We start from the raw sequence: 13,954 nt of genomic DNA, 5'->3' as shown, positions 1-13,954 counted from the left end.
CCGGTGCAGCAAGTCGTACATAGCCCGGCGCAGGCGCGCCCGAGCGGTGTTGGTCCTCCTCGTCGAGCCCTCAATGTCAACCGCGACCATCGTGCGGTGCAATGGGAGGATGGGCTGCAGGGTGTTCATGGCGACCCTGCCGGGAGCTCATTGCTCGCCGACCGTCCCAGCGCGGCTCTTGCCGGGGCGCTGAGACGGGGACAACGGTGGGCCCAGGGTGCGTACGGTTGACCGGATCATGATCTTGTCCTCACCTTCGACTCTCAAAACGACTCGGGGGTGTAGCCGTGAGCAGCGACGATCCAGAGGGTCTCGTCCGGGGAGTGCTGAACTTCAGTGAAGTAAGTGAAGGTACTTGTGAAGTTTCTATGGGGGTAGCGTAAGCTCTGTCACCTGGTCAGACAAGATGGCCTGACCAACCGATACCTGGTCAGATAGTGGACAGATGCATGGCGTTGAGCGGATTCACATGTTTCACTTAAGTTAGGTTCGACCAGCGCTAGCCCCATTCTGCAGCTCACAGGCCTAAGCTGAACCCAACCAACTTCAGCGCATCACTGAAGTTAAGGAGACGGCGCCGTGCAGCAGTCGTCGTTCGACCCGGTCCGGGTTCTCGCCGACCGGCTCCGGTCGCTGCGCCAGCACGGCTGGCCGGGCCGGGCCGTCACCCAGCGCGAGCTGGGTAACGCACTGGACGTCAGCCCGCCGCTGATCTCGGCCTGGGAGAACCCCAACAAGCCGGCTATCCCGCCGGAGGAGCGGCTCGAATCGTATGCGACGTTCTTCGCCACCGAGCGATCCGTCTCCCAACGACCGTATCGGCTGATCGAGATGACCCGGTTGACCGCACCGGAACGGACCCGGCGGCGCGAGCTGCTCGAGGAGCTGACCGAACTGCGGAACGCCGCGCTGGCCGCGGACAACCACGCGAATACGGGACCGGCCGAGGTACCGACCGGCGGCCTGTGGCGGTTTCCCGACACGCACGCGATCACCATCGTCAGCTCCGAGCTTCCCGAACATCTCCGGCAGGCCCTGCCCTACACCGATTCGGACAGCCCCGACCACGTCGAGAGCTACCGGTACTCGGATCTCGACGCGCTGCTCGAGGTCTACGGCCACATCAGGTCGGTCAACCCGAACAGCCACGTCTTCGTCCGGGCCGCCCCCGACCTCACCCCGGACGACTACACCTCGCACCTGGTGCTGCTCGGTGGCGTCGACTGGAACCCGGCCACCGCGGACGTGCTCAGCCGGCTGGAGCTGCCGCTGCGCCAGGAGGGCCGGGACCTGGAATCGTCGTCCGGTATCGGCTACTTCGAGGTCCTGGACGGATCGAACCGGCAGGTGTACCGCCCGAAGTTGCTCAGTGAAGGCACGCGGGCGATCCTGATCGAGGATGTCGCCCACTTCTACCACGGCGTGAGCCCGTTCAACGTCAAGCGGACGGTCACCATCTGCAACGGGATGTACCAGCGCGGGACGTTCGGCGCGGTTCGCGCACTGACCGATGTCCGGTTCCGCGACCGCAACGAGCGCTACATCAATGCGCGGTTCGCCAACCAGGAAGACTTCAGCATCCTGTTCCGCGTGCTCATCGCGAATGGCCAGGTCGTCACCCCGGACTGGACCCAGGAGCACCTTCGACTGCACGCGTGGCCACCGGAGGCATGATTGGACGGTCGCACGCACTCCCCGCATCACCACCCGTCACACCGGCACCTGCTCGATGCGGCGGATTACGTTCCGCAGAGCTGCGCGACGCTGGACGCGATCATCGTCCCGACCGCCCGCAACCCGGCCAACCTGCGACCCGCCGCCCGGATCGCCGCGGAGCTGGGCGCCACGCTGGTCACCCTGTGCAGCAAGTGGTCCACCGCCTCGGCGGTGACCGACCTGATCAGGCCGATGGGCACCGACCTGATCGCGATCGACACCGATCGGCAGGCCCGCGGCCTGTTGCCGGAGTTCCAGACCACGTCGATCCTGCGCGGCACCCCGTTTCCCCGGCGGACGGACACCAGCTTCAAGCGCAACTTCGGGCTGCTGCTGGCCAACGTGCTGGGGTGGCGGCGGATCGTGTTCCTCGACGACGACATCGAGATCCCGCGCCCGCACGACCTGACCGACGCCGTGCAACTGCTGGACCGGTTCGACGCGGCCGGCCTGTCGATCGAGGGCTTCCCGGACAACTCCGTGGTCTGCCACGCCAACCGGGCGACCGGCGGATACCAGGACAGCTTCGTCGGCGGCGGTGCACTGGCCGCCGGCCCCGCGCTGCTCCGGTCGTTCTTCCCCAAGATCTACAACGAGGACTGGTTCTTCCTGCTTGACGACGTTGCGCTGCGACCCACCGCGGTCACCGGCGAGGCCAAGCAGCGGCCGTACGACCCGTTCAACGAGCAGCGGGCCCGGTCCGAGGAGTTCGGTGACTGCCTGGCCGAGGGAATCTTCTGGCTGCTGGACAACGGCCGCCGGGTCCGGGACGCCGATGCCGAGTACTGGGAGTCCTTTCTGCGCAACCGGCAGCGGTTCATCGACGAGCTGATCGCCCGGGTGCCCGGGATGGGCCGGGACGAGTCGGACAAGCGCCGGGTGATCGCGGCGCTGCGGGCCGCAAGCGGCCGGCGCAAGCTGATCGACCCGGCGCTGTGCGTCCGCTACCTGCGGGCCTGGCGGGCCGACCGCACCCGCTGGCGCCGGCACGTCGACGCGTTCGTCGAGCAGGGGATCGATCCCGGTGAGCTGCGTGCCGAGCTGAAGCGTGGCTCGACCCGCTGCCTTCAGCTAGCCGCGAATGCGCTTCACCAGAACGTCGCAGCGTTGCGCCAGCCGCACCGCCCGGTCGCCGTCGGGGAGGTCGTAGCAGACCACCGGACCGAAGCCCCAAGCGCTGTAGCCGAGGCGGCGGTAGAGCCGGGCCGCGTCGAGGTTGGTCAGCTCGACCGCGAGCCCGACCCTGCGGTGGCCTAGGTCGCGCAGGTACCGCTCGCCCGCCCTGATCAGCTTCGTGCCGATCCCCCGGTTCCGGTGGCCGGCCAGCACCTCGAGGTGGGTCAGGAACGGGACGCCGGGCAGGCGCAGCCTGATCTCCGGTTCTTCGGCGGGCTCCAGTCGCAGGTACACATCGCCCCGCGGGCAGCCACGTTTCCATGCGGTGAACAGCACCCCACGGCATTCCTGTTGGCCGGCGAACCGTTCGGCGAAGAAGTAACCCTGGCCGAACGCCTGCGTCAACAACTCGAGGTCGGCCACGCGCGCTGGCCGGATCTCCAGCTCGTTCATACCTTCCACGTTAGGGAGAAACCGCCTGGGCACAAGAGTTTGCGCGGTCCAGCAACAGGGTTCGCTCGCGTTCGTTGCGGGTCAGCGCGGCGGCGCGTTCGAACTCGGTGCGGGCCTCGGCGTTCCGGCCGAGCCTGGCCAGCAGATCGCCGCGCACGCTGGGCAGCAGATGGTAGGACTTGAGCGCGGGGTCGGTGGTGAGGGTGTCGACGAGCTCGAGGCCGGCGGCCGGACCGTGCGCCATGCCGACGGCGACCGCGCGGTTGAGCTCGACCACCGGCGACGGGACGAGCGCCGCCAGCGCGTCGTACAGCCCGGCGATCCGCGCCCAGTCGGTCTCATCGGCGGACAGCGCCCGGGCGTGGCAGGCGGCGATGGCGGCCTGCAGGGTGTACGGGCCGGGCCGACCGGCCAGCCGCTCCGCCCGGTCGAGTGCGGCCAGGCCCCGGTTGATCAGCAGCCGGTCCCAGCGGGACCGGTCCTGGTCCAGCAGCAGGATCGGCTCGCCGCCCGGGCCGGTGCGGGCCGCCGAGCGGGACGCCTGGATCTCCATCAGCGCGACCAGCCCGTGCACCTCCGGCTCGGCCGGCGCCAGCCCGGCCAGGACCCGGCCGAGGCGCAGCGCGTCCGCGCACAGCGCCGGCCGGAGCCAGTCGTCGCCCGCGGTCGCCGAGTAACCCTCGTTGAACACCAGGTAGATCACCTCGAGCACGGACGACAGCCGGTCCTGCCGCTCCGCGCCCTCGGGAACCTCGAACGCGACCCCGGCCTTGGCGATGGCCTTCTTGGCCCGCACGATGCGTTGCGCCACGGTCGATTCCGGGACCAGGAAGGCCCGGGCGATCTCGTCCGTGGTCAGTCCGCCGAGCAGCCGCAGGGTGAGCGCGACCCGCGCCTCGGTGGACAGCACCGGGTGGCAGGCGACGAAGATCAGCCGCAGCATGTCGTCGCCGATGGTGTCCTCGACGGCGGCGTCGAAGTCGGGCCGGGTCCCCGGACCGGTCAGCTCCAGCTCGTGTCCGAGCTCGGCGAGCTTGCGGCCGAGGGTCTCCCTGCGGCGCAACTGGTCGATCGCCCGGCGTTTGGCCGTGGTCATCAGCCAGGCGCCGGGATTGCGCGGGATGCCCTCGTCCGGCCACTGCTCCAGCGCCGCGACCAGGGCGTCCTGGGCCAGTTCCTCGGCGAGGCCGATGTCCCGCACCATCCGGACCAGACCGGCGATGACCCTAGCCGACTCGATCCGCCAGACCGCTTCGATGGTGCGCACTGCCTCGGACGCCGTCACGGCGTCCCATCAGAACAGCTTCACCGCCGCGGAAGCAATACGGTTGCCCGCACCAGCAGCAGCCCGACGCCGACCAGCAGGCCGAGTAGCACGGCGGTGAACCCGAACACCAGGCCGATCAGCACGATGCTTGCAAGGAAGCCGACCATGATCAGGAACGCCCGGCGCAGGGTGGCGGCCAGCCCGCCGACGGTGCGCTCGGCCAGCCAGAGCCAGCCGTCCCTGGTGGCCAGCAGTCGCGGCCAGGATCCGTCCTCGCGGTGGGCCGGACGTCTGGGGATGTGCACCGGTGGGTAGTCGGGCTCGACCGGTTCGGCGAACACCTTCAGGTGCACGAGCCGCCGGACGGCCCGCTCGCCGGACGCGTTTGCGTCTGGCAAGGGCCTCGTCTCTGGTTCTACACTGGCCAACGTTCTTGCTCTTCCTTGATCATCTAGGGGGGTCGGAACAACCACGCGGCTCCCTGTGCCAGCAGGGAGCCGCGCCGTGCGTCGGAGTCCGGAGTGGATTCCCGCCGCTTGAGTGCTACATCATGTCCGATCGGACTCGTAACCTCTCTGTGACTCGCTGATCTAGCGGTGAACGGAGCGTATCCGTCGCCGAGCGGTTCTACACGTTCGGTCAGATCAATGACAGGTAATCCACGGCCGGACATACGTGAAGTTGATTCGAAACCTGACGTTCACCCGATAGGGTGACCTGCGTCAATGGTCTGGACCGCACGATCACAGGGCGCCACGAAGCGGCCGTCCGGCTCCCCGGATTCGCGACCGAACGTCACCACCGATGATCACCCACCGTAGACCGCGCTCCCCACGGTGCACCGGGATTCCCTGCGCCACAGGATGATCGTCAGTTCCAGCCGTCCAGCCAGGCCGGCGGCGAGTCCAGTCCGACATCCAGTGCCGCGGCGATGGAACGGCCGCGCTGCACCGCGTTGGTGCGCCGGAACTTCAGTTCCGCGGCCGGGTCCGTCGCGGCCATGATCTGATCGATGACCATGGCCAGCGCGTGCTCGTCATGATCGCGAACCTCGTGCTCGAGTTCGGCCGGAATGGTGTCGAATCGGAGCAGGTCATGCCCGGCCCGGGCGCACACCGGACACTCGCAATAAGTGACGCCCGCGCCGTCCCAGGCGGCGAGTGCGCCGAGAACATTGGCACGTTGCCAATGAAGCAGTCGCGGCACGAAAACCAGCGGGCTGCGCCTGCGTCGGTTGAACGCCTCCCGCTGCCGGGGACCGAACGGGATGCCGAGGTGCCTGGTCGAGGTGCTGAACCCGATCGCGGCCACCGTGGCGCCCTCGATCACCGCGGGCAAGGCGGTCAGATCGGTGCGCAGCAGCTCGATGTCGCGGTGCGCGCCGGCCGCCCAGCGCAGCAGCCGCCGGAACGACTCGATCTTCACCACCGTGTCCAGTGGGTTGTACGCGGCCGCGAACAGCAACGACACGTCCCGGTCCGCCGCCCGCAGCGCCTCCTCGAGGGCGTCGATGTGCCGCCGGCCCAGCCAGCCGGCGTCCAGGGCGAGCACCACGGACACCGCCACCGGGTACGACCGGGCCAGCTCCGCACGCAGCTCGTCCACCCGGCCCACCCGGATCCTGGCCCCGGCCGTGCGCACCACCGGCAACCCCAGCTCGGCCTGCGCCGCCACCCAGTCGAACGGAGCACAGTCCAGCCCCGGCAGGGTCAGCTGCGCGGTGGCCGCCGGCACCGGCCGGTTGCGGTACACCGCCGGGTCGAGATCCACCCCGTGCAGCTCACCGGCCCGGTCCAGGGCCCGCGCGATCCGCAGCCCGACCATGCCCTGCAGGGTCACACCGCCGAACCGCTCCCGGCACCGCCAGACGTCCTCGACCCGGCACCGCCCGAGATAGGCCCTGGTTCGCCCGACCCCGGTCCGCGGCACACCGTCACGCACCACACCACGCTAACCGACCGATGGTGGCGGCCGACACATCCGGCCGCGCTCAGGGACCCCGGGTGGCGACCGATCTGTATGGCCGACCTATGACGATCGCGAGAGGAAGTCCACTGATGAAGGCTCCGCAGCGGCAGGCCGGTCTCGATCCGGCCATGCTGGAGATCTTCGCCGCCGCCTGTGCGCGCGCGGCCGACGGCGACCTGGCCGCCCGCCTGCCGGAGATCTCCGACGACCCGGTCGTTGCGGAGGCGCGGGCGCAGCTCAACCGCCTGCTCGACATCACCGACATGTTCGTCAACGGTGCGGTCGACGCGCTGATCGCCCCCGAGGACCTCCAGGGCCAGTGCCCGTTCACCCAGGGCGGCCAGACCGGCGCGTTCGCCGACGCCGCACGCAAGATCGCCCAGGCGCGGTCGGCGGTGCGCGAGGCCACCGACGAGGTCGCCGCCGCGCAGTCCTCCCGCGCCACGCTGGCCGACGACATGGAGACCGCCGTCCTGTCGGTCTCCGAGCAGGTCGCGACCGCCGCCACGGAGATCGGTGCCTCGGCCGCCGGACTGGCCTCGTTCGCCAGCAACGCCGTCGAGGAGTCCGGCCGGGCCACCCAGACCGTCACCACGCTCGGCTCCGCTTCGGACGAGATCAAGCAGGCCGTCCAGATGGTCACCCAGGTGGCCGCCCAGACCCGACTGCTCGCGCTGAACGCCACCATCGAGGCGGCCAGGGCCGGTGAGGCCGGTCGCGGCTTCAGCGTGGTCGCCAGCGAGGTGAAGACCCTCGCCGACGAGGCCAGCCGCTCGGCCGACGCGATCAACGACCGGGTGGCCATGGTGCAGCAGGCCTCGGCCGAGGTCATCTCGGTGCTGGACAACATCACCAGCAGCATCCGGCAGATGGATCAGATGACCGCCGGAATCGCCATCGCGATCGAGGGTGCCCCGGGTGCGGACGAGGAGAACGACCTGACCGGCTTGTCCCAGCTGGCCGACATGCTCCGTTCGCAGGTCACCCGGTTCGTCGTCGAGGTGCGCAACGGCTGACGCGGTCAGGACAGCACGCGGAACGTCGCGTCCTGTCTGTCCACAGTGGATGACCCGGCGGAGATCGGGTCGATCCGCAGCACGTTGTTGATGTGCCGGAGGTACCGGGTCGGGTTGTTGGCCGAGCGGAACGAGGTCCAGTTCGGATCCGCCCACCCGGCCGCCGCGAAGAACGTGGCGTCGGCCCGGAACGCGGCCGTGTTGTCGTTGGGATCGATCCGCAGCGCGAAGTTGGCGTGCCGCAGGAACCGGTCCGGGAAGTTCACCGACTGGAACGACACCCCGGCCGGATCGGACAGCCCGGGCACCATCCGCCACTGCTGGTCGGGGAACGGGTCGAACGGGTAGACGTCGACCCTGGCAACGAAGTCGGCGTGCCGCACGTAGCGGTCCGGGAAGTTGTAGGACTTGAGCCGGTTCCAGGCGGGTGTTCCCCACCTGGCGAGGAGATTGTTCAGCTCGGTCGCCGTGATCGGCTGGATCGTGGCGTGCTTCGAGTTCAGCGGATGGTTGTAGTCCCGCCGGTTCATCGCGGTCCAGGCGTTGTTGTTGACATTGCCGGACTGGAAGGCGTTGAACTTGCCGTTCACCGGGCTGAACGAGTCGACCCACAGGTACCACTGGTTGGCGTTGGTCGTCTTGACCACGATGGGCGCCTCGGTGCCCTGGCCGCCGATCGCGCTGGTGTAGGTGCCGGAGTTGAAGCTGCCCGGGTTCAGCGAGTTCGACCGGGCGCCGCGGATCGTGCCGTCGTTGAGGTTCTTGTAGTACAGGTAGTTCGTGCCGCCGTTGCTGTGCATGGTGGCGTCCAACACGTTGAACCCGGGATCGAAGTAGACCTGCGGCGCGCTGACCGTGACGAAGTCCGTGGTGTAGTTGACCATGATGACGTCCCGGACACCGTTGAACGCCGAGTAGATGATGCCGTACTGGCCGCGCGCCGGGTCGAAGAACGCCTCCGGGGCCCAGGTGTGCGTGGTCATCGTGTGCATCCGCAGCCGCCGGTAGCCGGTGAAGCTGCGCAGATCGGTCGAGTCCCAGGCGTGGATGAACTGGTTGTTCTGGCTGAAGTCGGTGCCGTTGAGGTCGGTCGCCAGGATCACGAACCCGCCGGTCTGCTTGCGCAGGATGTACGGGTCGCGCAGGCCGAGGGTGCCCTGGGTCGGGGTGGTCACCGGGTTGTTCTGGTTCAACGGCGTCCAGTTGAGCGAGTCGGTGCTGACCGCGAGGTGCAGGCCGTAGTTGTTGGCGGTGCGTTGCGGTGACTCGGTGAAGTAGGCCATGACATAGCCGGCGAAGCTCTGCGCGTGCGCCACCGGTGACAGCGCGACGGCGCCGGTCAACCCCAACGCCACGCTCAGAAGTCCGGCAAGCACGCCACGCCGCTTCGGCATCATGACCTACTCCATTGCTGGCTCGCCGCACCGGTGCAACTGGCGATGACCAACGGCGTCCCGGCCGCCGAACCCGCACCGCTCGGCGCGAGACACAGGTTGGACTGCCGCCCGACCAACGCCCCACCCGACGTCGATGTCCACTTCTGGTTGTCCCCGCCGTTGCAGTCCCAGATGCTGACCGGGGAACCCGGCGTGACGGCCTGGTTGAGCACGTCGAGGCACTTGCTGTCGAAGACGCGCAGGTCGGCGGCCGCGGTCTGGGTCCACCGCTGGTTGGAGTTTCCGTTGCAGTCCCAGATGATCACCTGGGCGCCGTTGGCCTGGCTGCCGCCACTCACGTCGAGGCAGCGGTTGGCCGCGACGTTGCGCAGCGGCCCGGCGATGTTCGGCGGCGGGGTCTGGCCGGTGATCGCGAGGTTGTCGAACTGGGCGTGGTAGTTCCACCCGGAGGCGAACCCGACCTGCCCGAACGGGAACGTGCCGTCGGTGACCGTGCCGACCGTGCTGCCGTCGATCCGTGCGCTGATGGTGTTTCCGTTGAACGCCAACGCGATGGTGTGCCAGGTGTTGGTGCCCAGCGCCGCGACCGTGCCGCTGGCCAGGGTGGTCACCTGGGCCGAGGTGTTGGTGCGCCGGATGGACCAGGCCCCGGTGTTGCTGACCCGCAGCCGGTAGGCGTTGAGCCCTGGCGGGTTGAACGCGGTCTGCGTGCCGACCCGGCCGAGCAGTTCGACGAACCCGGCCGACTCCAGCAGGACGTCGGTGCTGACCGTGTAGGTGGCCCAGTTGACGTCGCCGAGCAGGGTGTAGGCGTCGGACAGCGGCGCCCAGGTGATCGGCGCCCGCGGCGCCATCTGCCGTACACAGCGTCCGGTCCGCCCGGCGGCGCAGTTGCTCACCTCGAAGGAGCCCTGCAGGTCGGCGAGGTACCGCGCCTCGCGCCCGAGGGCGTACCCGTCGTAGTTGTCGTTGTACGGCAAGGCGAACGAGGCCTGGGCCGGGCCGCTCGCCGTGCCCTTGCCGCCCCCGGTCGTGGTGGTCAGCGTGTAGAGCCGCCCGGGCTGCAGGTTGATGGTGTAGGTCGAGCCGGACGGCGCGAGGTCCGGTCCGCGCACCAGGTACTCGTTGGGGTTGCTGGAGTTCAGGTTCGTCGACCACACTCGCACCGCACCACCGGCCAGCCCCCCGGTGACCGTGAACGTGAACTGCTCCGGCGCGGTGGCCCCGGTGGTCTCGACCACCGTGCTCCACTGGTTCCCGGTGCTCGACCGCAGCGTCACATAGCTGCCGATGTTCCGGTTGTTGCTCAGGAACCCACTGGCCTGGTCCAGGTAACGCCATCCGGGCGCGGTGAACTGGCTGGTGTGCGCCATGACCCAGGCATTCCGCCCCACCGAGTAGTGCCCCGACCACGGCTGCGGCGCGAGCGCCACCCCCATCGTGGGGAACGGCAGGTTCGGATACACCGCCGCGATCACCGGCCAGTTGATGTAAGCCGTCATCCGCCCGTCGACATAACCCCGGTTGATCCCCCGAGCCAGCGCCGCCGCCCCCGCGTTGTAGTCGTCCGAGCCGTTCTCACTGGCCCACAACGTCTTCCCGGTACCTACCGCATTGGCCGAACTCGGACAGTTGGTCTGCGCGCTCCGGTACCCGCACACGTAGTGCACCCCGAGCACATCCACCGCGTTCCGAAACGCCGCGTTCCCCACCGCGTCGTCCGCCACCGACCACCCCGACGAGTCGTCCGACGCGACAATCCTGACGTTGCCAAACCCGTTGGCGTCCAAAGCATTGTTCAAGTTGACGTACCAGTTGAGATCCCGCCCCCGCTCGTTCCACCCCCCGAGATAGTCGATCGTGAGCCCGTGCACGTCCCGCGCACACCGCAACCAGGCCACCAAATAATTGATCATGTCGGTGGACCAGAAGTTCCCGTTCCCGATCCACCCCGGCGCCCCCCACGACAACCCCGCCAGCCTGATCCCCGGATTGCGCGCCTTCGCCTCCCCCATCAACCACCACTCATACCCCCGGTCGCAGTTCAGGTCCGCAGCCGAATGCTGATGACTGGGCTCCGCCCCACTCGTCGAGTACGTATCCCCCCCGATCTCCACCTTGAGCAGCTGCATCGCCGCACCGAAGTTCGGCCGGAACAGATAATCCAAAATCTGCCCCCGCTGCGGCTCCGGATAATCGATCAGCAGCCGACTGTTACCCCCACCCCCACTCACCGCCCCGACCCCATCGAACACCCGCCCAGCCCCACCCCCATTGATAGTCACATTCGTCACCGCCCCGGCCCCGGGCACCCCCACAACTCCCCCCACCACCAGCACCCCGACAACCCCAACAACAACCCCCACACGCCGCCGACCCATATCCCCTCCATGTTCGACATTTCGAACACAGTTCGACCACCCAGCCAACCTAACCCCCCAAACGCCACCCCCAACACCGCCGATCGGCTGACCCCCAGCCCGCCATCCCCACCATGACCCCCATCTCCCTGGCTTATGGGTCCTACGACAGGGACGCCGGGCGGTGACTCATACCTCGACCCCCTCATCCACCTTCGCCTGGTCGCTGAAGCCGAGCGTCGCGCACCGCCCCGTGAACTTCTCGTGGGCGGTGACGACGGCGTGCACGCGCTCGGCCATGACCCGATCGGAGTCGGACAGTTCGACGATCTTCGCGAGTACGTCCCGTTCGACCTCTGCTGCCTTATCCGCGCGGTGGCGGCACATCAGGGCGTGGCTGTGATTGCGGTGGTTTCCCAGGTGAACCCGTCCGGGTCCGTGAACGGCTCGGCAGCGCCGCCGACGGCGATCCGATGCGATCCCGTGCCGTCCGGCGAAACACCGGCGTCCTTGGCCAGTGCCCGGCGGCGGTACAGCGCCAGCTTGAGCTGGTTCGGCCCGGTCGCGAACTCGACGTACATGCGGCCGAAGCTCTTCGCCACGGTGAGGCCCCGGTCCAGGTAGAACCGTTTGCTCGCGGCCACATCGGCGACTCCCAGCAGGAGCACGATGTCGTCGACCCGCCGGGTGGCAGGCCCGGCGTCCTTCTTCGCCGAGGTCGCGACCTTCCAGATCGCTCCATCCGGGGCCTGCACGACGCCGCCGTAACCCCACAGCGACTTCGCAACGGGCTTCCGCACCGTCGCCCCGGCGTCAAGGGCGGCGTCGATCAAGGCGTTGACATCGGCTGGCTGGGACACCAGCAGGGACAGGGTGAACCCGCGGAAACCGGTGGTCGGTTCCTGCGAGCCCCGCAGCCGCAGCCGGCCGTCCAAGCCGAAGGCGGCGGTGTAGAAGCGTTCGGCGGCCGCGGGGTCGGATACTTCGAGGGTGATGGTGTCGATGGAAGTCATGCCAGCAACGCTAGGCGCGGCCCGGCAACCAGCGCTTCTTCATTCCTGACCAGTTCACCGGACGACGCCAGGACCGAAGGTCCATGCCCGCCCGGGTCGGAAGCCGCTTGGTGGACCACGACCGGTTCCGGCACGCTGGAAAGGTGGCACCAGAGGGGTTCACCTTCGATCGGGTCGTCGTCGACCGCGGCGGGGTCCGCGCCCTGGATGGCTTCTCGGGGGAGGTGCCGGGTATCGGCGTGACCGTGCTGTTCGGTCCATCCGGGTCGGGAAAGACCACCCTGCTGCGCCTGTGCAACCGGCTGGAGATCCCGACCTCGGGACGGGTGCTGTTCCGCGGGCACGACGTGGCCGGGCTGGATCCGTTGCGGCTGCGCAGAACCGTGGGCATGGTCTTCCAGCGGCCCACCCCGTTTCCCGGCACCGTAAGGGAAAACCTGCTCATCGCCGCTCCGGACGCGGGCGCCGCCCAACTGGTCGACGCGCTCGAGCAGGCCGCGTTGGACGGCTCCTGGCTGGATCGCGACGCCACCGAACTGTCCGGCGGTGAGGCGCAACGGGTCTGCGTGGCGCGCACGCTGGTGACCCGGCCCGAGGTGCTGCTGCTGGACGAACCGACCTCGGCGCTGGACCGGGCCGCGGCCGGGATCCTGGAGCGCACCGTGCGAGCACTCGCCGCGCGGGGAATCGCCGCGCTGTGGGTCAGCCACGACCCGGCGCAGGTACGGCGGATCGCCGACCGGGTGCTGCGCATCGAGCACGGCCGCGCGGTCGAGCCGACCACCGAGGAGGTCGAGGGATGAGCCTCGGCGGGTTGGCCACCTCCATGTCGCTCGTGGCGGTCGCAGCGGTGATCTCGCTGTGGCAGCGGCTCGGCCTGGAACGTCAGGTGTTGTGGTCGGCGGCCCGGGCGCTGACCCAACTCCTGCTGGTCGGCGCGGCGCTGACGCTGATCATCGAGCCGGGCCGGTCGCTGGTGTGGGCCTGGCTGTGGGTGCTGGCCATGATCGGTTACGCCGGGGACGTGGCCCGCCGCCGCGCACCCGAGGTGCCGAGGATCATGCCGCTGACCGTCGCCGCGTTCGCCGCCGCCTCGCTGATCGCCCTCGGCATCCTCTTCGGACTCGACGTCTTCCCCTTGCAGGCCCGCACGCTCGTGCCGATCGCCGGAATGATCGTCGGCAACTCGATGACCGCCACCGTGCTCGCCGCCCGCCGCCTGGTCGAGGAGCTACGGGACAAGCGCGACGAGGTCGAGGCCCGGCTCGCACTGGGCCACCCGTCCCGCACGGCCGCCGTCCCGTATGTGCGGACGGCGCTGCGCTCGGCGCTCTCGCCGCAGATCGAGACCACCAAGGCGACCGGACTGGTGTTCCTGCCCGGCGCCATGACCGGACTGATCCTCGCCGGCGTACCGCCCATGCAGGCCGTGCTCGTCCAAGCGGTGGTGATGTTCCTGATTCTGGGCTCGGTGGCCACCACCACCGTCGTGGTCACACTCGGACTCGTCCACCGCGTCTTCACCACCGACCACCGCCTCGTGTCCCTCCCCCGGCCCGGGAAATGACGCCGGACTGTCCGCTGCGGCCCCGATCGACCGGCGCAAGGGGTGCGGGCACGACCGGTTGGGTCGTGCCCGCACGAGTGG

11 protein-coding genes are annotated in these 13,954 nt (G+C 69.0%); 4 read left to right on the top strand and 7 right to left on the bottom strand.

The features are described 5' to 3' along the window. Window positions 1-579 precede the first annotated feature (579 nt). Window positions 580-1,674 carry a helix-turn-helix transcriptional regulator gene (locus VFV67_RS09205; RefSeq protein WP_326468780.1) on the top strand — a complete coding sequence of 365 codons (1,095 nt, stop codon included), beginning with the start codon at window positions 580-582 and terminating at the stop codon, window positions 1,672-1,674. A gap of 1,113 nt (window positions 1,675-2,787) precedes the next feature. On the opposite strand, the gene VFV67_RS09200 is transcribed toward VFV67_RS09205, so the two are convergent. From VFV67_RS09200 to VFV67_RS09185, 4 genes are all read right to left on the bottom strand, one after another. After that, on the bottom strand, window positions 2,788-3,285 hold the full coding sequence (locus VFV67_RS09200; protein WP_326468778.1) for a GNAT family N-acetyltransferase: 498 nt from the start codon (window positions 3,283-3,285) through the stop codon (window positions 2,788-2,790). Window positions 3,286-3,295: 10 nt separating this feature from the next. Further along, complete coding sequence (locus VFV67_RS09195; protein ID WP_326468777.1) at window positions 3,296-4,570, bottom strand: RNA polymerase sigma factor; 1,275 nt, start codon at window positions 4,568-4,570, stop codon at window positions 3,296-3,298. Between the two features lie 20 nt (window positions 4,571-4,590). Next, the gene (locus tag VFV67_RS09190) at window positions 4,591-4,950 is read right to left on the bottom strand and encodes a hypothetical protein (protein WP_326468775.1); all 360 of its coding nucleotides are present in this window, start codon (window positions 4,948-4,950) and stop codon (window positions 4,591-4,593) included. Between the two features lie 472 nt (window positions 4,951-5,422). Then, window positions 5,423-6,493, bottom strand: coding sequence for a hypothetical protein (locus VFV67_RS09185; protein WP_326468774.1), 1,071 nt, complete (start codon window positions 6,491-6,493; stop codon window positions 5,423-5,425). A gap of 116 nt (window positions 6,494-6,609) precedes the next feature. Here VFV67_RS09185 and VFV67_RS09180 point away from each other — a divergent pair, with 116 nt between their 5' ends. After that, window positions 6,610-7,536 carry a methyl-accepting chemotaxis protein gene (locus tag VFV67_RS09180; RefSeq protein WP_326468773.1) on the top strand — a complete coding sequence of 309 codons (927 nt, stop codon included), beginning with the start codon at window positions 6,610-6,612 and terminating at the stop codon, window positions 7,534-7,536. Between the two features lie 5 nt (window positions 7,537-7,541). Here the strand turns inward: VFV67_RS09180 and VFV67_RS09175 are convergent, their stop codons facing one another. The 3 genes from VFV67_RS09175 to VFV67_RS09165 all read right to left on the bottom strand — a co-directional run bounded on the left by VFV67_RS09175 (window position 7,542) and on the right by VFV67_RS09165 (window position 12,306). Beyond that, window positions 7,542-8,933: a glycoside hydrolase family 43 protein gene (locus VFV67_RS09175; RefSeq protein ID WP_326468772.1), complete on the bottom strand. Its 1,392-nt coding sequence runs from the start codon at window positions 8,931-8,933 to the stop codon at window positions 7,542-7,544. Beyond that, the gene (locus VFV67_RS09170) at window positions 8,930-11,314 is read right to left on the bottom strand and encodes a ricin-type beta-trefoil lectin domain protein (protein ID WP_326468770.1); all 2,385 of its coding nucleotides are present in this window, start codon (window positions 11,312-11,314) and stop codon (window positions 8,930-8,932) included. Before VFV67_RS09170 ends, VFV67_RS09175 begins: the two co-directional genes overlap by 4 nt. A gap of 365 nt (window positions 11,315-11,679) precedes the next feature. After that, window positions 11,680-12,306: a glyoxalase gene (locus VFV67_RS09165; protein WP_326468768.1), complete on the bottom strand. Its 627-nt coding sequence runs from the start codon at window positions 12,304-12,306 to the stop codon at window positions 11,680-11,682. A 143-nt stretch (window positions 12,307-12,449) separates the two neighbouring features. On the opposite strand from VFV67_RS09165, the gene VFV67_RS09160 reads away from it, so the two are divergent. Next, window positions 12,450-13,109, top strand: a complete 660-nt coding sequence (locus tag VFV67_RS09160; RefSeq protein ID WP_326468767.1) for a phosphate ABC transporter ATP-binding protein — start codon at window positions 12,450-12,452, stop codon at window positions 13,107-13,109. Beyond that, entirely contained in the window at window positions 13,106-13,873 is a 768-nt protein-coding gene (locus VFV67_RS09155) for an ABC transporter permease (RefSeq protein ID WP_326468766.1), read from the top strand. The genes VFV67_RS09160 and VFV67_RS09155 overlap by 4 nt, the downstream gene beginning before the upstream one ends. Window positions 13,874-13,954 lie beyond the last annotated feature (81 nt).

Origin of the sequence: Actinophytocola sp. (genome assembly GCF_035762905.1) — a bacterium.
In the GTDB taxonomy this organism is placed as follows: Bacteria; Actinomycetota; Actinomycetes; order Mycobacteriales; family Pseudonocardiaceae; genus DASYTH01.
The sequence above is the reverse complement of the archived record's forward strand: the minus strand, read 5'-3'. Positions and strand labels throughout refer to the sequence as shown.

Coding starts and splice junctions, on each gene's coding strand:
- VFV67_RS09155 (WP_326468766.1), top strand. CDS start 13,106: ATGAGCCTCGGCGGGTTGGCCACCTCCATGTCGCTCGTGGCGGTCGCA.
- VFV67_RS09175 (WP_326468772.1), bottom strand. CDS start 8,933: ATGATGCCGAAGCGGCGTGGCGTGCTTGCCGGACTTCTGAGCGTGGCG.
- VFV67_RS09170 (WP_326468770.1), bottom strand. CDS start 11,314: ATGGGTCGGCGGCGTGTGGGGGTTGTTGTTGGGGTTGTCGGGGTGCTG.
- VFV67_RS09165 (WP_326468768.1), bottom strand. CDS start 12,306: ATGACTTCCATCGACACCATCACCCTCGAAGTATCCGACCCCGCGGCC.
- VFV67_RS09180 (WP_326468773.1), top strand. CDS start 6,610: ATGAAGGCTCCGCAGCGGCAGGCCGGTCTCGATCCGGCCATGCTGGAG.
- VFV67_RS09200 (WP_326468778.1), bottom strand. CDS start 3,285: ATGAACGAGCTGGAGATCCGGCCAGCGCGCGTGGCCGACCTCGAGTTG.